This is a genomic window from Pedobacter sp. D749 (assembly GCF_019317285.1).
In the GTDB taxonomy this organism is placed as follows: Bacteria; Bacteroidota; Bacteroidia; order Sphingobacteriales; family Sphingobacteriaceae; genus Pedobacter.
Map to the genome: position 1 here is coordinate 4,264,649 of NZ_CP079218.1, position 18,513 is coordinate 4,283,161.

General features: G+C 36.3%; 19 protein-coding genes. 4 read left to right on the forward strand and 15 right to left on the reverse strand.

Annotated features, from left to right (window positions below; genetic code table 11):
- Nucleotides 1-30 precede the first annotated feature (30 nt).
- Genes KYH19_RS17180 through KYH19_RS17190 form a run of 3 tightly spaced genes read right to left on the reverse strand, consistent with a single transcriptional unit; the run spans nt 31 to nt 3,264 of the window.
- Nucleotides 31-1,173, reverse strand: coding sequence for an ABC transporter permease (locus KYH19_RS17180; RefSeq protein WP_219075991.1), 1,143 nt, complete (start codon nt 1,171-1,173; stop codon nt 31-33).
- Complete coding sequence (locus tag KYH19_RS17185) at nt 1,173-2,309, reverse strand: glycosyltransferase (protein ID WP_132399173.1); 1,137 nt, start codon at nt 2,307-2,309, stop codon at nt 1,173-1,175. The genes KYH19_RS17180 and KYH19_RS17185 overlap by 1 nt, the downstream gene beginning before the upstream one ends.
- Nucleotides 2,287-3,264, reverse strand: a complete 978-nt coding sequence (locus KYH19_RS17190; protein ID WP_219075992.1) for a lysylphosphatidylglycerol synthase domain-containing protein — start codon at nt 3,262-3,264, stop codon at nt 2,287-2,289. The genes KYH19_RS17185 and KYH19_RS17190 overlap by 23 nt, the downstream gene beginning before the upstream one ends.
- A 41-nt stretch (nt 3,265-3,305) precedes the next feature.
- Between KYH19_RS17190 and ruvC the strand changes: the two genes are divergently transcribed.
- Complete coding sequence (ruvC, locus tag KYH19_RS17195; protein ID WP_219075993.1) at nt 3,306-3,893, forward strand: crossover junction endodeoxyribonuclease RuvC; 588 nt, start codon at nt 3,306-3,308, stop codon at nt 3,891-3,893.
- Nucleotides 3,894-4,006: 113 nt separating this feature from the next.
- Here the strand turns inward: ruvC and KYH19_RS17200 are convergent, their stop codons facing one another.
- The 3 genes from KYH19_RS17200 to KYH19_RS17210 all read right to left on the reverse strand — a co-directional run bounded on the left by KYH19_RS17200 (nt 4,007) and on the right by KYH19_RS17210 (nt 6,409).
- Nucleotides 4,007-4,906, reverse strand: a complete 900-nt coding sequence (locus tag KYH19_RS17200; protein ID WP_219075994.1) for a DUF4349 domain-containing protein — start codon at nt 4,904-4,906, stop codon at nt 4,007-4,009.
- A gap of 462 nt (nt 4,907-5,368) precedes the next feature.
- A complete protein-coding gene (locus tag KYH19_RS17205; RefSeq protein ID WP_029278686.1) occupies nt 5,369-5,587 on the reverse strand; it encodes a hypothetical protein in 219 nt (72 codons plus the stop codon).
- A 57-nt stretch (nt 5,588-5,644) separates the two neighbouring features.
- Entirely contained in the window at nt 5,645-6,409 is a 765-nt protein-coding gene (locus KYH19_RS17210; protein WP_219075995.1) for a 5'-nucleotidase, lipoprotein e(P4) family, read from the reverse strand.
- Nucleotides 6,410-6,610: 201 nt separating this feature from the next.
- Here KYH19_RS17210 and KYH19_RS17215 point away from each other — a divergent pair, with 201 nt between their 5' ends.
- The gene (locus tag KYH19_RS17215) at nt 6,611-7,315 is read left to right on the forward strand and encodes a hypothetical protein (RefSeq protein ID WP_219075996.1); all 705 of its coding nucleotides are present in this window, start codon (nt 6,611-6,613) and stop codon (nt 7,313-7,315) included.
- Between the two features lie 70 nt (nt 7,316-7,385).
- Here the strand turns inward: KYH19_RS17215 and KYH19_RS17220 are convergent, their stop codons facing one another.
- The 9 genes from KYH19_RS17220 to KYH19_RS17260 form a co-directional block, all read right to left on the reverse strand.
- A complete protein-coding gene (locus tag KYH19_RS17220) occupies nt 7,386-8,513 on the reverse strand; it encodes an ATP-binding protein (RefSeq protein WP_219075997.1) in 1,128 nt (375 codons plus the stop codon).
- Nucleotides 8,514-8,711: 198 nt separating this feature from the next.
- Complete coding sequence (gene atpG / locus KYH19_RS17225) at nt 8,712-9,608, reverse strand: ATP synthase F1 subunit gamma (RefSeq protein ID WP_219075998.1); 897 nt, start codon at nt 9,606-9,608, stop codon at nt 8,712-8,714.
- A 92-nt stretch (nt 9,609-9,700) separates the two neighbouring features.
- Nucleotides 9,701-11,275 (reverse strand): F0F1 ATP synthase subunit alpha, encoded by a 1,575-nt coding sequence (atpA, locus tag KYH19_RS17230; RefSeq protein WP_219075999.1) that lies wholly within the window; start codon nt 11,273-11,275, stop codon nt 9,701-9,703.
- Between the two features lie 142 nt (nt 11,276-11,417).
- The gene (gene atpH, locus KYH19_RS17235; protein WP_219076000.1) at nt 11,418-11,957 is read right to left on the reverse strand and encodes an ATP synthase F1 subunit delta; all 540 of its coding nucleotides are present in this window, start codon (nt 11,955-11,957) and stop codon (nt 11,418-11,420) included.
- A 61-nt stretch (nt 11,958-12,018) separates the two neighbouring features.
- The gene (locus KYH19_RS17240) at nt 12,019-12,513 is read right to left on the reverse strand and encodes a F0F1 ATP synthase subunit B (protein WP_219076001.1); all 495 of its coding nucleotides are present in this window, start codon (nt 12,511-12,513) and stop codon (nt 12,019-12,021) included.
- Nucleotides 12,514-12,600: 87 nt separating this feature from the next.
- A complete protein-coding gene (gene atpE / locus KYH19_RS17245) occupies nt 12,601-12,816 on the reverse strand; it encodes an ATP synthase F0 subunit C (protein WP_056087863.1) in 216 nt (71 codons plus the stop codon).
- 42 nt (nt 12,817-12,858) lie between these two features.
- Nucleotides 12,859-14,028 carry a F0F1 ATP synthase subunit A gene (atpB, locus tag KYH19_RS17250; RefSeq protein WP_219076002.1) on the reverse strand — a complete coding sequence of 390 codons (1,170 nt, stop codon included), beginning with the start codon at nt 14,026-14,028 and terminating at the stop codon, nt 12,859-12,861.
- Nucleotides 14,029-14,042: 14 nt separating this feature from the next.
- A complete protein-coding gene (locus KYH19_RS17255; RefSeq protein ID WP_255562455.1) occupies nt 14,043-14,432 on the reverse strand; it encodes a hypothetical protein in 390 nt (129 codons plus the stop codon).
- Nucleotides 14,433-14,640: 208 nt separating this feature from the next.
- Complete coding sequence (locus tag KYH19_RS17260) at nt 14,641-14,859, reverse strand: AtpZ/AtpI family protein (RefSeq protein ID WP_219076003.1); 219 nt, start codon at nt 14,857-14,859, stop codon at nt 14,641-14,643.
- A gap of 109 nt (nt 14,860-14,968) precedes the next feature.
- Here KYH19_RS17260 and KYH19_RS17265 point away from each other — a divergent pair, with 109 nt between their 5' ends.
- The gene (locus KYH19_RS17265; RefSeq protein ID WP_219076004.1) at nt 14,969-17,731 is read left to right on the forward strand and encodes a gliding motility protein; all 2,763 of its coding nucleotides are present in this window, start codon (nt 14,969-14,971) and stop codon (nt 17,729-17,731) included.
- Nucleotides 17,732-17,740: 9 nt separating this feature from the next.
- A complete protein-coding gene (locus KYH19_RS17270) occupies nt 17,741-18,469 on the forward strand; it encodes a hypothetical protein (protein WP_219076005.1) in 729 nt (242 codons plus the stop codon).
- Nucleotides 18,470-18,513 lie beyond the last annotated feature (44 nt).

The window sequence follows — 18,513 nt, forward strand, 5'->3', positions numbered from 1 at the left end:
GCAGTGCCAATTGGTACTGCTTTATTATGATTAAACGGTCACGCTCTGGCCTTTTACATCAAAAGCATCGCGTAAACCTATGGCAAGTACATTAAAGGCATATACCGTAAACATAATGGCTAAACCGGGCAAAACGGCGAGGTAAGCTGCGTCCATAATGATATAACCATAATGTTCTTTAATCATGCTCCCCCAGCTTGGCATGGGTGGTTGCGCACCAAAGCCTAAAAAGCTCAAGCCGGTTTCTAACAATATAGCAGATGCAAAATTGGATGAGGCAACCACTAAAATCGGACCGGCGATGTTTGGCAGTATGTGTTTGATAATGGTTCGGCTAGTGCTAAAACCTAAGGCTCTGGCAGCTTCAACAAACTCTACTTCTTTTAAAGCCATCACCTGCCCACGTACCAATCGGGCCACATCTACCCAGGTTGATAAACCGACTGCAATAAAGATCTGCCAAAAGCCTTTCCCCAAAGCGAAAGATATCGCAATAACGAGCAGCAATGATGGTAACGACCAAACCACATTCATAAACCAACTGATGGCTGCATCTATCCTGCCACCAAAATAACCCGCAATGGCTCCTAAACTCACGCCAATAAAAAGAGAGATCAGAACAGCCATTAAACCTACAGATAACGAAACTCTTATACCTAAAATCAACCGGCTTAATAAATCCCGGCCATAAATATCAGTCCCTAAAATATAGGTGCGTGTATAGATGTTATTTTCTTCGAAGAGCGCTTGTGGTGTTCCTATTTTTGAAGGTAAAACACAATTTGAACATAAATCTTTTAGTTCATACCTGGTTTCTTTGGCTTTTTCATCCTCACCAATATATTCCTGTACAAAAACATCTTTATCTTTTATCTGGTAAGAAGTAATCGGGATACTTTTAAAGCTTGGTGTCTGCCCATTCAGCATCCGCTCAAAAAAGTTAAGCTTTTCTATTTTAGGGTTCCGGCTGATAATTAAAAATGTAAATGTACTCCCCGGTTTCTTTTTATTTAATTGAAGAATCTGAATATTTGCATTTGGAGAATCGTCTGGCATAATCAGGTAGCCTAAAATGCCCATTATCATTAACAGTAAAATAAAAACCAATCCGCCGAAGGCAAATTTATTCCGTTTAAACTTTAACCATACTTTTTTTGATGGGCTATTATCCATTATCTAACCATTCTGCCTTTCCAATTGTATTTTCCGCTATTTCCGGCAATGCCGATGTACACCATGTAAATTACATGAAGCACATTTAAAACAGGTATTAAAATGAGTAAACTGCGCCTTTTAGCAAAGCCCGTTACATCCCATAAAAATAATGTTTCTAAAACCATTTTAACCAATAATTGATAAAATGTGACGGTTAAAAACCCCGGAATAAAAAGTCCGGTGATAAAATTTGCAAGAATGGATAGATTGAAGATCCAAATCAACACTCCCAAAACGATAATCGCCTTGTTTTTATAACGGGTACTCTTTGAAGCCCAACGTTTGCGCTGCTGTATAAACGAGCCTAAGGTTTCTTTTGCATGGGTGTACACAATGGCTTCTCTATTTTTAAGGAAACCAATCTGATCTGGATATTTGGCCGCAATTTTATGCAACAGCAGCTCATCATCGCCTGATGCCAGATCATCTATTCCCTGAAAGCCACCAACTTCATAAAAAGTTGTTTTTTCATAGGCCAAATTTGCACCATTACAAGTAGATGGCTGTTTGTTTCCTATGGTAGATGCGCCTAAGCCAATAAGATAAAGAAATTCTAAGGACTGTAATCGCTCAAAGAAACTTTTCTCCTGAAAATAAGCTACAGGCGAAGAGATCATTTTATAGTTCTTTTGCTCGTATAAGTTTACAATGGTAACCAGCCAATTATGTCCCATCCTGCAATCCGCATCAGTGGTAATGATCAGATCGCCGGAGCAGGTGCCGATAGCTGTTTGTATGGCTTTCTTCTTATACGAGTTTAATGCCCTATCCTCATTTAACTTAATTAGTTTCACATTACTGTCGGCATAGCTCAACACAATTTCCGCTGTTCTGTCAGTAGAATGGTCATCAATAATAATAATCTCTGTTAGAGCTTTAGGATATTGCTGAGCAATCAGGTCATTAATCGTTTTGGCAATATTCTCTTCCTCATCCCTTGCCGCAACTATAATAGAAACTTTGGTTCGGGGATCAGATTTTTGTGGTATAAAATAGACCAGGTTATGCCATCCTCTGATAAAATTAAGCACTAAAAAACCATAAATTAAGGTTAAAGCAGCAGATATAAGACTAATTAGATTTAAGATTTCCAAAAAAATTGAGTTTAAAAACGAAATAAGTGCCTAAGATAGCAGGAATTATAATATTTATGAGCCAGATACTTGCGGTACATGCAATAACAGCCACGTGTTGATCGGTTACATGTTTAAACAGCTCAACTGCAGTGACACTTCTAATACCAACATCGAAAAGATCCAGTGAAGGCAGTGCCGATTGTACCAAAAATAGCAAACAGGTCATCATCACAATATCTGTATAGTGCAATCCAGGCACAAGCCAGATAAATAGAATAAAATATTGCGAACTGAATATCAGGTAACGGGCAAAACAATAAGTAATAATCTTTAATAGTTCCCTTTTTTTGTACCTGGCCAAAATGCTATAAAATTTCTTATATTTTCTGGTGAATTTGAAAGATAATAAAATCCCGTTTAACCAACGGATGTTAAAGTAAAAAACCAGAAAAAACAGGCAAAAAATTATCACGAAAAAAACCAAAGCAATAAATATTACCCTATCAATTGGGATAAAGCGGTATACGAAAAAGCAGGCTGCAATGGCTCCGAAAACATTGGTTAGCACCAATTGACCAATGCTGCCCACACTCATGGCCACTATCCCGACAATTCTTCTTCGGGGAGAGAGGAAAAATACACGACCTCCATATTCTCCTAGTCTGTTGGGTGTAAAAATAGCAAGTGTTAAACCACAGAAAACAGATTCGATGGCCCTGTAAAAACTGATGGGTTCGATATGGCTCATTAAGTATTTCCATTTACCGGCCTCTAAAAACCAATTTACAAACATCAGAAATACCACTATCCCGATTACGGTGATTATTTCTATCTGAGGGATATCTTTTAATAGTGTACTGAAATCGTGAAGATTTTTATTTGCAACGAGCTTATGGTAAATAAACCAAAAGGCAAACATTACAATTGCAACTTTGATAAAAAGCGATAATATTTTTTTGTTCTTGCCTGTCAAGATTATCTTTTTAGTTTGCAAATATGCTTAATATTGCTGTAATGTTGAACGAAAAAAAGGAACGGGTGATTATGGGCATTGATCCAGGAACGGCGGTGATGGGTTATGGCGTAATTTTAGAAAAGGGAAATAAAACGGAATTGATCAGTTTGGGAGTGGTTAAAATGACCCACTTAGACGATCCATTCCTCAAACTTCAACGGATATTCGAAAAAACAGTGGTTTTAATCGATCAATATAAACCTGATGTTCTGGCTATCGAGGCACCATTTTATGGTAAAAATATTCAGGTGTTATTAAAACTCGGCCGTGCGCAGGGCATTGCTATTGCAGCCGCGTTGTCCAGAAATATTTCAGTTACCGAATATTCTCCACGTAAGATCAAACAATCCATTACCGGTAGTGGTAATGCCACGAAAGAACAGGTAGCAGCCATGCTGCAACGCTTATTAAATTTTAAGGAAACACCCGAATTTTTAGATGCTACCGATGGTTTGGCTGTTGCTGTTTGCCATTCTTTTCAGAAAATTACCACAGGTGGTAAATCAAAAACCTATTCGGGCTGGGAATCTTTTGTAAGTGATAATAAAACTAAGGTTAAAGGTTTAGTGGTTAAGGCAAAGAAGTAATCTTAAATGAATTCGTGGTTCGTGAGTCTCCGATCATAAGAGTGAAGCAATCTTTCTTGGTAGAGAATAAAATGGTCCGTACCGACACGGACCATGGCGCGGTAATGAAATAGCTATTTATTGTTGGGGGCCTGACCAATCCTATTTTTAGTCGCTTCTTCCATTATTAATTTATTCCTGCGAATAAAATATTTTATAGTGAAGAAGACTGCAAAACCAACCAATATTAACATCCATAAATTAGAAATTGCGATAATGATTTCTTTAAAAATCGTCCATCCGTTTACAATACCCAACCAAAGCCTGTTTACAAATGCCGGGCGGTAGTCGTACAGATTGTCATTGGCCACAATCATGGTTTTTACTGTATTGTCCTGGTAAAAATTAAGGGTAATGGTACTAAATTTCACACGGCTATCGATCTGCATGTTCTCAATTTTCTTATCTACATAATCATCTTTTATATAAAGAGACGATTCGACGTTGGCACTTTTTTTCGAGGCTACTTTATTAATTTTTTCAATCGCATCTACTCTGTTCTGCGCCTTTAATTTATTGGCTAAATAAACAATACTTTGATCATCCATCTTCATCGATTGGTGATCGACAAAAACAGCCATTCTTGCAATGGTATTGGTAAATTCATCCAGCTTCTCTGACGGAACTTTTGCCACCAGATAACCCTGGGTGCGATAGGAAGTAATTTCTTTTAGTGAATCGGTAGATTGTTTAACCTTATCGGTTTCCTGGATGGTACTTTCGATCGAGAACTCTGCAACAGTTCCCCCTTCTGATCTAATGGTTTTGCTAAGCTGTTCTTTCGTGTTTTGAACATCTTTCACCCTAAACCGCATATCAGCGGTTTTGATGATTTTCTCAGCGGCAGTACTATCTGCAGATTCTTTGCTCAACGGCTCCAGCACCGCGGTATCAGCGCTTGCATACTTTTCATTCGATTTCTGGCAGCCAAAAATTGTTAAAACTATGGCTATAGCAATAATATTCCTTTTCATGATTGTGTGGGTCAAAATAAATAATCATTTTAAATATTTGCTTCAAATGGCCATAAGAAGTGTAGCGTAATTGGTTAGTTTTAACGCTGTATTTACCCTTAATACGAAAATTATGTTTAGGTAACCCAATGTTGGGTTTAGTGACATGAGAAGGGTGTTTTAGCGGTTTTCCAGCTAGTATAAAACTCCTCAGGTTTAAAGAAGTTTTATGGTGTTTTTTTTGAAAAGCAGGTTACTGTGTATATCGGTTCCGAAAGCCCTGCCATCCGCTTTATCCCGATGAAAAATCGGGATGTCCGCTCCTGTCAGGTTTAGATTACACGGGTCTACTTCTAACCCCCTACTATTGCTCTAATTTTATTTAAACCTATCAGGTTCTAAAAACCTGATAAGTTTGGAAGGTAAACAAAAAAGCCGGTCATGTTCATTCATGACCGGCTTTATATTTTGATAGTAGAACGCTTATGCGTCTAATATTTTGAATACACCTTTAATAGCAATAATTGCACCAATGAACAAAACAATCCAGGATGCTAACGACACTTGCCATGAATCGTAAGCGAAACGTGCGTAAGTACCCACCATGCAAACCAGTACACCAAAAATCATTAATTTATAAATTCCTGGCTGGTTAGCCGTTTTCATACTTTCTGTATTGTGCTTTAATTCGTTGTTCTCCATAATGTTTATTTTTATGATGCTGCAAAAGTAATACTTATTGCTGAATAATTATAAAACTTAGTAACTTTTTAATCGTTCTAACCTTTGTTTCGCTTTATCTTTATCACTAAGTTTTTCTCCCTGATACAAAGGCTTTTCCCAATCCCCGTACATTGGGTTGGGCAACACGATATACTTTGTTCCAAACAGGTGCTGATTTGTGTTTACCTGCTCAAAGGTATTTTTATTTTCCCGATAAAAAATATTACTGAAATCGCTTAAATTATCGCCACATAGCAATAGAATATTGTGCGTTTCTGTAATTTTTTGGCGGCGCGGTTCTTTATTTGAAGTTCCTTTTGAAACCACTAAATGCGCATCATCTGCATAAGGAAAGCCAAAATGTTGAAGATTTTTCAATGTTGCAGTATAATCCTTTTCATCGCGATTACTCACATAAAAGGTTTCGATGTTTTTTGATGCTGCAAACTTTAAAAAAGCCAATGCACCCGGAACAGTATCGGCTTGGGCCAGATTGGTCCATTCTGTCCAGTCTTCAGATACATAACTTAGTCCTTTTTTAATTTCGTGCCCCTGAAAAGCAGAATTATCTAAAACGGTTTCATCAATATCGACAATTACACAATTTGGTTTTTTACTGGTATCGGCCCATAAAGCTTCTTTTAACGATAAACTGGCAAAGTTATAAGCTTGAAAGCATAATGCCCTATATTCGCCCGAGGTTTGCTGCCAAAGTACCGCATTGGTATAATCCCGTGCAGGATTTTGGGCTTTAACAAAAAACGGAACAGTTAATAAGATAATGAGGATGTGTTTTTTCATGAATTGATATTAGGCTACAAAGATATTAAAAGCCAATAATTAACCGAACCAAAAAAAATCTATAAAATTTGAAACAAAATACATTTCCGTCATAGAATAACTACTAACCTTAGCCAATAATCAGAATAATTTTCCTATGAATTAAATTTTTAGTTATAAAAATAACTATTTTTGGGTACACACAAATAAAACCAATTTAATATGAAATCTAAAAGCTTACTCGGGGTAGCTATTGCCCTATTTTTTCTTGCCGCCTGCAAGAAGAACGATCCAATTGATCCAACTATAGAAAAACCCGATCCTATAGAGTCTTTAAGAGATTCAGCTTCTTATACCATTGACGGGAAAACCTATAAGTCTATTGGTATTGAAAAAGGAGGTACATTTACAACCCAATCAAATCTCAAAATTACTTCAGGAGTAAACTTCAATTATGAATTAGAAGGAGACAAAGATTCTCTACTATTTGTAAGAGAATTTACTATTAGAGCAAGCTATACTAATATTACGATTTCATTTATTAAAATATATAATAAAAATGAAACCGAAAATACAAATGAAAATAATGGTGGATATTTAAATTATCCAAAAAATAAAACAGAGATATTCGCTCCTGGTTTTTATAAATATTCAACAGACTTTTTTAGAAAAAATTCTACATCTGGAATTGCATTTACAGTCATCAATCAACAAGGTGTATATAAATCGTATGGCCAATCAGATTTAGGTAAACCTGCATCTGTATTACAAACTGATCAAAATGGTTCGAAATTTGAAATTATAAGTTTGAAAAAACGAAAATCAGGATATCTATTAGAAGTTAAATTCAATGTAAATATTTTTGACGAAAATAAAAAACAGCTGAGAATAGAAGATGGATATTTAAGATTAAGCGTATTAAAATAACTGATATTCATTTATAAAGCAAAAGTCCCAATTCAATTTAGAAATGGGACTTTTTTTTTTGCAAAAACATTTAACGGTTCAAAAAAGTTCCCCTATCAGCTTTCGATATTAATGATGTTTCCGCATCTGGGTAAGCATGTGTAAAAGTTGCAGGAATTTTATTTTTCCCTCTTTCGCTCCATTTAAACTCGACAGCCAAAAGTTTTTCTTTTGTTTTTTCTATATAATCAATTTCCTGTTGTTGCGTGGTACGCCAGAAAAAGCATTCAGCTTCTATCTGGTGCTGGTGTAAAAACTTCATCCGTTCAGCAATCATATAATTTTCAAATAGTGCACCAACATCATTCCTGTTTGCTATCGGATTAAAATTCCGTGTAATGGCATTTACAATACCTGTATCATAAAAATAGATCTTTTTATTTTTTTTAATTTCGTTGCGCACATTACCTGCAAAGGCAGGTAAGCTAAAAACCACGAAAGATTTTTCGAGTAGGCTGATGTACTTATCAACGGTTTTCTGATCTGCCTTTACCAATTGTGCGAGTTCAGAAAAGTTAACTTCGCTCCCAACCTGCAAAGCCAGGGCCTTTACAATTTTTTCGAAGAGTAGCGGCTTTTTAACATCTTCCAAAGTAAAAAGGTCTTTATATAGATAACTATCTGCAAGTAATTTTAAGTGCTCTTCTGCGTTCTGCGGATCGTTAATAATCTCGGGATAGGAACCATAAATTAAACGTCGCTCCAGCGATCTTTCTTCGGTAATAAAGTCAGTATCATTTACCAGCTCTGCGTATGAAAATGGCAAAAGCATCATTTCATATTTTCTACCGGTTAAGGGCTCGTTTATTTTCCCTGATAACTCAAATGCTGATGAACCCGTAGCAATAACCTGAACAGGCTTAAAGCGATCCACAATAATTTTAATGAGCAAACCTACATCATTGATTCTTTGAGCCTCGTCTATAAAAAGTACTTCGTAGCCAGCGAGCATTTGTGCTATTTGTGCCGCATTGGGTTTAGCCAAAGCTTCGCGTACGTCAGCATCATCCCCGTTAAGGTACAGGGTCTTTTTAGCCACCTTAGCTAATAACTGTTCAACAAAAGTTGTTTTACCGGTTTGGCGTGGCCCAAAGATGATAAAGGCTTTCCCTTTAAAAAGCCTTGCAAAAGCATAATCCAACTGTTTACGAACAATCATAATAAAAGATTCTTATACAAAAGTATAATAATTTTGGATTACAATCCATAAAAAACATAATAATTTTGGATTACAATCCATAAAAAACATAATAATTTTGGATTTTGATTTAATTACTTATAAAAAAGCCCATCTCAATTAAGAAATGGGCTTTGTATTATTTGACTGAAGACTAAAGACTTCCGACTATAGACTAACTTATCCGTTCAATGCGGCTGCACCACTTACAATCTCAGTTAACTCAGTTGTAATTGCTGCCTGACGTGCCTGGTTGTATGAAAGTTTTAAAGCTTTCAATAACTCACCTGCGTTTTCAGTTGCTTTATCCATTGATGTCATACGTGCACCATGCTCAGAAGCATGAGAATCTAACACGGCTTTGTATAACTGGATTTTAATTGATTTAGGAATTAACTGCTCTACAATTTCTTCCTGAGAAGGCTCTAAAATGTAATCAACATTTGTTGTTTTCTTATCGACTTTTAGATCCACTGGTGCTTCTTCTGCTTTTGGCAAAGGTAATAACTGCTCAGTAGTAATAAACTGTACTGCTGCGTTTCTAAAACGGTTATAAACCACTTCTACTTTGTCAAACTCACCTTTAATAAAACCAGCCATAATCGCATCCGTAATTTTAGTTACGTTTTCGAAAGTTAAGGCCGAATATACTTCGTTATTGTTACCGATAACATTGTATTTACGTTTTTCGTAAAAATCCTGGGTTTTCTTACCGATAGAAATAATGCTAACATTACCGTTTTTCAACTGTTCGCTATATTTCTCAGCAATTAAATTGTTGGCCGCTTTAATTACGTTCATGTTAAAAGCACCAGCCAAACCGCGGTTTGATGATACCGTAACAATTAAAACCTTATTGGGCTCACGCTCCTGGATAAAAGGCGATGACGATCCCTCTAAACTTGCTGACAGATTACCTAAAATCTCTTTCAGTTTAGTTGCATAAGGACGTAAAGCGATAATTGCATTAGTAGCACGTTTCAACTTTGCTGCCGAAACCATTTTCATAGCTTTGGTAATCTGCTGTGTTGATTGTACCGATGCAATCCGGTTTCTTACTTCTTTTAAATTAGCCATTCTTTATTTCGTGAGTATCAAGAATCGAGTATCAAGTATCAAGATTAAGTTGAACTTCGTCTTGATACTTGATACTAACTACTCGATACTTATTAATATTTACTTGAAATCTCTTTTGCCACTGTATCTAAAACACCAGTAATGGTATCATCAAATTTACCAGCTTTTAATGCTGCTAAAGTTTCAGGGTGACGCATTTCCAATTGAGTTAAGAATTCGGTTTCAAATTCTTTTACTTTATTGATTGGAACACTACGCATTAAGTTTTTAGTACCAGCGTAAACAATTGCAACTTGTTTCTCAACAGTAAATGGAGAGAATTGTGCTTGTTTCAACATTTCTACGTTACGTGCACCTTTATCCAATACTGATTTTGTTGCTGCATCTAAGTCAGAACCGAATTTCGAGAAAGCCTCTAACTCGCGGTATTGAGCCTGATCTAACTTTAAAGTACCTGCTACTTTTTTCATCGATTTGATCTGTGCATTACCACCCACACGTGATACCGAGATACCTACGTTAATTGCCGGACGGATACCTGAGTTAAACAAGTTCGACTCTAAGAAGATCTGACCATCAGTAATCGAAATTACGTTGGTTGGGATATACGCTGATACGTCACCTGCCTGAGTTTCGATAATTGGTAAAGCTGTTAATGAACCACCACCTTTAACGATATGTCTGATTGATTCAGGTAAATCGTTCATAGCTTTAGCGATATCATCGTTAGCATTGATTTTTGCCGCTCTTTCTAACAAACGACTGTGTAAGTAGAAAACGTCACCTGGATATGCCTCACGGCCCGGTGGACGACGAAGTAATAAAGATACCTCACGGTAAGCAACTGCCTGTTTAGATAAATCATCATAAACAATTAAAGCTGGTCTACCTGTATCACGGAAAAACTCACCAATTGCAGCACCTGCAAACGGAGCATAAAACTGCATTGGAGCAGGATCTGCAGCCGAAGCAGCAACAACAACTGTATATGGTAAAGCGCCATTTTCTTCTAATGTACGTACAATGTTAGCTACAGTAGAGTTTTTCTGACCGATAGCAACATAAATACAGAACACTGGCTGGCCTGCTTCATAAAATTCTTTTTGATTGATAATGGTATCAATACAAACGGCAGTTTTACCAATCTGACGATCGCCAATAACCAACTCACGTTGACCACGACCGATTGGAATCATTGCATCGATTGCTTTAATACCTGTTTGTAAAGGCTCGTTTACCGGCTGACGGTAAATTACACCTGGTGCTTTACGCTCTAAAGGCATTTCGTAAGTTTCACCCAAGATTGGACCTTTACCATCTAAAGGCTCACCTAAAGTATTCACTACGCGGCCAAGCATACCTTCACCAACTTTAATAGAGGCAATTTTTTTGGTACGTTTAATCGTATCACCTTCTTTGATCTCGTCTGAAGCACCCAAAAGTACCACACCAACGTTATCTTCTTCAAGGTTTAATACAATACCTTGTAAGCCGTTTGCAAATTCAACTAACTCTCCCGATTGAACTTTAGTTAAACCGTAAACACGGGCAATACCGTCGCCCACTTGCAACACGGTACCAACTTCTTCCAGTTCGGTTTCTGATTTGAAGCCCGCCAATTGCTGTCTGATAATTGCCGATACTTCGTCTGGTCTTACCTCTACCATAATTTTACTTTATATCTTTTTGTAAATGTTTAGTGCTTAGCGCATGGCGCTTGGCATTTATTCGCCATCCGCTTATCGCAATATTTTTTTTGTTTGGCGTTTGGCGCATGGCGTTTTACGCTATACGCTTATCGCCTCGCGCTTACTGCGCAAATTCTTTTTTAAGTTTACTTAAACCGCTGGCAATACTTGCATCAAATTGCTTATCGCCAACTTTTAATATAAAACCACCAATTAGCTTCTCGTTAATTTTTTCGTTAACAATCACCTGGTTGGCACCTAATTCTTTTTTTACAATCGCTATAATCTGTTCTTTAGCCTCCGGGCTTAAAGTAGATGCAGTAGTTACATCAGCAGTAACAATACCCTTAATTAAATTATATTGTTGTATAAACTGTTTTGCTGTGGCAAATAAAATCGCAGAACGACCTTTGCTCACCACAATCTTGAAAAACGAGATGGTTAGTTTGCTTACTTTATCTGCAAAAATTCCGTTTAAAATACCAGTTTTCTTATCTAAAGGTACAATCGGGTTTTTTAATATTGCTTCTAGTTCAGGGGTTTCATCAACCACTTTTTCAAACAAAACCATATCATTATAAGAAGTTTCTAAGTCGTTGTTTTCAACGGCTAAGTCTATTAATGATTTGGCGTATCTGCCTGCAACTTTAATTTCTGACATATCTTTTGGGTTGGCGTTTAGTGTTTGGCGTTTGGTACGCTTACCGCTTTACGCAATACGCTTAGTTTAATTCAACGTCTTTTAACAAGTTTGCAACTAAAGCTTCCTGCTTGGTTTTATCATCTAACTGAGTACGTAAAACACGTTCTGCAATTTCTAATGATAAAGAAGAAACCTGGTCTTTAACTTCAGCTAAAGCGGCTTTCTTTTGGTTTTCGATTTCGATTTTAGCTTTCTCAATCAATTTAGCACCTTCTACCTGAGCTTGTTTTTTAGCTTCGTTCAAGATACCATCTTTCAAGGTTTTAGCTTCCTTTAAAATCTCATCACGTTCAGCACGTGCCTGTTGCATCAAATCCTGATTCTGACTGGTTAATCGTGCCATTTCCTGCTTCGCTAATTCAGCTTTGTTAAGGGCCTCATCAATGCTTTGCTCACGTTCGTGAATGGCACCTAAAATAGGTTTCCATGCGAATTTTCTAAGTAATATTAATAGGCAGATGAATGCTAAAGCGGTCCAAAAAACCAAACCTATGCTCGGGGTTACTAAATCCATTTTATCTAATTTTTTATTCTTAATACTTTAATAAGGCAGGGTAAATAACCAATCGTTAAATACCCTACCGAAATTTTTCAGTTTGAATTATTGAGGATTGTTACCTAATAATGCAACTACTACACCGAATAAAGCAGCACCCTCAATAAGGGCAGCAGCGATAATCATTGCAGTCTGAATTTTTGATGCAGCTTCTGGTTGACGAGCAATACCTTCCATTGCTTTACCACCTACTTGACCGATACCGATACCTGCACCGATTACTGCTAAACCGGCACCAATTGCCGCGATTGAACCTACCATAACTAATTTAATTTATATTAATTTGTAAAAAATAGTTTTCTATTAATGATGCTCTTCCACTGCCATACCAATAAACAAGGCAGTTAATAATGTAAAAATAAAGGCTTGTAAAAATGCCACCAACAATTCCAACACATCCATAAACAATACGAATGCAACTGAAACCGGAGCAATAGCCAATGTTTCGAAAATAAAGATTAAGGAAATTAAACTCAATACGATAATGTGACCGGCAGTAATGTTTGCAAACAAACGCACCATTAAAGCGAACGGTTTTGAAATGATACCGATTACCTCTACAACAACCATTAAAGGCCATAACCAAAACGGAACATCAGGTAAAAAGATGTGTTTCCAATAGTATTTGTTACCATTGATATTCACAATAATCATAGTACCCAAAGCCATCACAAAAGTTAAAGCGATATTACCGGTTACGTTAGCACCGCCTGGAAAAATTGGCACTAAACCTAATAAGTTGTTAAATAAGATAAAGAAAAACGTAGTCAACAGGTAAGGCATAAATTTAGCGTATTTATGTCCGATGTTTGGTTTAGCAATATCATCTCTTACGAAAATAATGATCGGCTCAAAGAATGACTGCAAACCTTTTGGGGCTTTACCTACACGTTTTTTATAAGCTCTCGCCACAGCAGCAAACACAATCACAATTACAAATATAGCTACAAACATTGCTGCTATATTTTTTGTAATAGATAAATCGATTACTGTATCAGATGCGTTTTCATCAATCTGACCGTCTGCACCAACAACTTTAATGTTTTTATTAAACATATCTTTCGACATGCTCTGTTTTAAACCTGTTACCAAACGGTATTTATTGTATTTACCTTGATAATCTTCTTCGCCATGATGAAAATGAGCTGAAGAAAATACCTCCAAACCATTAGCTGTATATAAAATTACCGGAAGAGGCAATGAAGTATGCCCCCAAAGATGCCACATATGCGAATCGGCAATGTGTTCCATAATTACTTTGGTAGGCTCGAATTTTTCCTCACCATGTTTAGCATCAGCTCCGTGCTCACCAGAAGTTGCATGTGCAGATTCAGCTACAACACTATCAACAGGTACAACAGCGCTATCAACCTGAGCGAAAGTATCAATTTTGATAGATAAAAACGCGATTAAAAGCGTAAAAACAATAGTTAGCCTTTTAACTTTAGACACAAAAACTCGGTTACAATCCATTTATTGGCAGTTTTTTACTTTAAATTTTGGTGGCGCAAGTTACGTAACAAACAGTAAATTTCAAAGGCCGTAAACAATAAATATAAAGAAAAAAAATTAAGCAGAAATACTAGCCCAATTCCCTTTGCTTTTATACTGTAAATCAGCACAAAAGCCATACAAAAAATCATCTTCACTGCAATTGATCCCATAATGGCCATTATACCCACTTCAGGATCTCGTTTTACACCGATATCAACCAACATGTATGCGATGTATGTGACACCTGCCAAAAAGCCAAACATCACCCAAAAATTGTTTACCAATAACTGTTTATCGGGAAATAATAAAGGTAAAACGGCAACAACGCCTATTAATAAGCCTACAAAAATGAAATAGATACTGGTAAATTTGGCTAGAGTCAAGGTATAAATTCTTAGCAGATAAAAACTTTTGCAAAGATAAGGTTTTTAGTATCAAGTAACTAGTGAGAAAAGAATTATTGTTAGATTGGTGAAGTGTTTAAATTGGTTAATCGGTTAACTGAGGTAAATACCCTATTGCTGAATTGTTAAATTGATTAATTGTTGGCTGCATCTTGTTCAACAATCTAACAATACAGCCATTTAGCAATTATTTTGTCGCCTGCCTGATGGCCTGATATAAAGCAATCCCTACACCTGCCAAAGCAAAAGCAGCAGTAATTAAGTTAGTTTTACTGTTTCTATGTTCATCGATCTTATAACCAATAAAAGTAAGCAGACCAATGGTAGCAATCATTTGGAAACCAATGGCAGAATATTTGGCGGCTGCATTTACCTTTTTCTTTGCATCTTCTTTCCGATTTTCCATTTTTTAATGCAATAATTAAATTAACTTTGAATAATTAAAATTTGTTGACAAATAAAATGTTTTTCTGCATATATTGTTAATTGTATATTAACCTAAGAGATTATCATACTTGAAAAATTACGCTAGCAAAAACCTAAATCCCTTTTTCATCTTTTTTAGTGTCCTCCTTATTTATGGCTGTGTCGCAAATAAAGATACAGCGGTAGATCGCAGGTTTCAGAACTTAACTGCAAGGTATAACTATATCTACAATGCTAATGTTTTACTAAGCGAGTATAATGAGGGTATGTTACAAAGTTATGCCGATAATTACGAAAAAACCCTATCCGTCTACCTCGATCCTGAGCCACAAATAAATTTGGTTTTAACACCTGGCGTTGCCAATAAACAATTGGACGATGTGATCACAAAAGGACAAACCATCATAAACGATAAAAGTTTTAGCAACTATATTGACGATGCCTATATGCTTTTAGGTAAGGCAAATTACCTGAAAGGCAATTATTTTATCGCTTCTGAATATTTCGATTATACGGCAAAAACCTATAATAATGATTTAAAAACATTCATTATGGCGATGAACTGGAAAGCGCGTAGCCAAATGCAATTGAACAATATGGTGCTGGCCGATAAAATTATCGACACCATGTTGCGTGCTTCTGATGAATTAAAAAAAGATCTGGCAGAACCTTTAGCTACTGCCGCTCAAATGCGTATTTATAAGAAACGCAATAAAGAAGCCATCTTATTTTTAGAATCGGCAATTGCGCTACCGGCCGAACAACAGCTTCGTATCCGCTGGCGTTTTATATTGGCGCAATTGCAGGAAAAAGAAAAAAATCTTCAGGATGCCTACGCTAACTTCACCAAGGTAGAGAAAAGCAATGCCCCTTTTGAAATGTATTTTCATGCCAATTTAAACCGCATTAAGCTGAAAGCATTATTAAGTGGCGTTAAGCTAAATAAAGAGGAACAGCTTTTAGCATTACTTAAAGACGATAAAAATTCTGACTATACCGATCAGATCTATTATCAGGTTGGAGAGCTTTTTTCTGCTGAAGGAAACTTTGTAAAGGCTGAAGAGAATTACCATAAGTCAGTTTTAAAAAGCACAAGAAACCAAACTCAGAAGGCCTTATCTTACTTAAGAATTGCAGATTTAAACTTTAAAGAGTTCAATAACTACATTAAAGCAAAACTGTATTACGACAGTACGGTAATGATTTTACCTAAAAACTTTCCTGATTACGATAATATTGTTAAAAAGGCCGATAATCTTCAATATTTAACAGATAGGTACACAATTATTACTAAAGAAGATACCGCTCAGGCCATTGCCAAACTTCCTGCCGACCAACGCGAGGCAAAGGTAAAGGCTTACTTAACACCAAAAGTAGAGGTGGTAAATACCGGGGCTGTAATTAACAACCAGTTTTTAAACGACCCAGATTTTCCTAATCAATCGCTAAATGCTTCGAATAATGTTGCTGGAAATACCTTTTATTTCAATAATAATGCAGCAATAAGCAATGGCTTTGGTGACTTCAAAAAACGTTGGGGTAACAGGCAACTGGAAGACAACTGGCGCCAGAGTGTACGTTCATCTGCACAGGAAACCAACCAGGTTTTAGCTGGCGGAAAGGTAGCTACAGAAATTATACCTGCAAATGGGCAAACGAATGCGGCTGCCACCGACCAAACTTCATTAGAAAAGCAGTTTTTGGATGCTTTACCTACTACACAGCCGCTATTGGCAATATCCAATCAAAAAATTATTGATGCCTATTTCGAAATTGCCAGTTTTTACCAACAGGAACTGAACGATAAACCAGAGGCCAATAAAATATACCTGGAACTAATTAAAAGATATCCTGAAAACAATCACCTCGTAGCTATTTATTACAGTCTTTACCTCAATTATAAAGGTTTAGATGAAGCAAAATCTGATCAGTACAAACAATTGGTGCTTACAAAATTCCCTGAATCTAATTTTGCGAAAAATATTTTAGACCCAACCTATTCTGCAAAGCAAACACAGATGGAAAACATTGCCATCAACAATTACAATGCAGCTTTTGATGCTTATGCAAGAAAAGATTATGCCAATGTAGTAAAGCAGGCTGATGATAATATTTCAGCTTTCCCAAATAACGATCTGGCACCGCAGTATGCTTATTTAAAGGCAATAGCAGTTGGCCGTACCGCAAAAGTTGATGCCTTATTGACTGAATTTAACCTGATCACCACCAATTATCCAAATGATAAAATTATTACGCCATTGGTTCGTGATCATTTAAAATACATCGAGGCCAATCTGGATGAATTTAAACAAAGGCCGGTTGCCCTTATTGATTTTGATGCAAATGAACCCCGTTTTGTAAGTCAGGCCGCCCCGGTTGCTGTTCCAACAAAGCCTTTGGTAGTTGAAAATTCTGTAGCAAAAAAGGCTGAACCAACTACGGTGGCCAAACCTGTAGAGGTTAAACCAGTTGATACAACCAAACCTGTCAGTATTTTCAGTGCTGCAAAATCAGAAGAGTATTATTATGTAATCGATGTAGCTGATGCCACTTTAACCTTAAGTTCATCGCGTTTCGGGATCGGTCAGTTCAACCGCGGAAATTATCCCGACAATGATTTGGAACATAAATTGGTAGAACTGGATAACGATCAGTTGATTTACATTACAAGTTTTATCGACCTTGAAGATGCTAAACTTTACGAATCGAGCATTACAGGCCAGCTAAAGAACATTATGAAGGTTCCGGCCAACCTGTATAAAGCTTTTATCATTAGTAAAGAGAATTTTAGTAAGCTTACCGATAGACAGCGGATTAATGAATATCTGGAGTTTTTAAAAGACAATTACTAAAAAAACAACATGAAACTGTTTTTTATTTCAGTGCTGTTCATTACGGTTGTTTGCGCTTGTAAGTTTGCTGAAGATGGAAAAAACAGCGGGAATAAAAGTGTAAAACCAACATTAAAGATTAGGTATCTCCACGAAAAAGACCCGGATTTTGACCTGCTTAATAATTACATTGTAAATATTGGCAAAGGAAAAACAAAATTATTGATCGATGTTAGGACTAAGTCTTTGGAGCATTATATTTTTGCATTCAAAGAAAACATCATCAAAATAAGTAATTACGGTGGCGATAGTGTGGATGTATATGGTTTAGATGATAAACCGGTGAGAAAGGATTACGTTGAGCCGGTTTCCGATACCACAAAAATGCTAAGTGCATTTATAATTAAAGAACAAAACAATAAATATATAAAAAAGTGCACTTTCCAAGATTCGGGTAGCGAACTTTATTATCCTACCTTTGAATATAAATATTGCCTGGCAGATGATATAGATAATGACGGACAACCCGAATTCTATTTAACTTATTTTGGTGAAAGCGACGGATTAGATGCAAAACCATTAAAAGTGATTACCTATTATCATTTCGAAAAGGTAAAAGCAACAGCATATTATCCGGCAGGGAATGAAGAAGATGAATATTATATAGATTACGACAAAAACTGGAAAACACTGCCAAAAATAATTCAGAAAAAAGTAAACCATATTTTGGAATCGCGGAAGAGTGAAACAAAACTATGACTTAATGAATTATAACAACAAATATATTAACCTGATTTATTAAA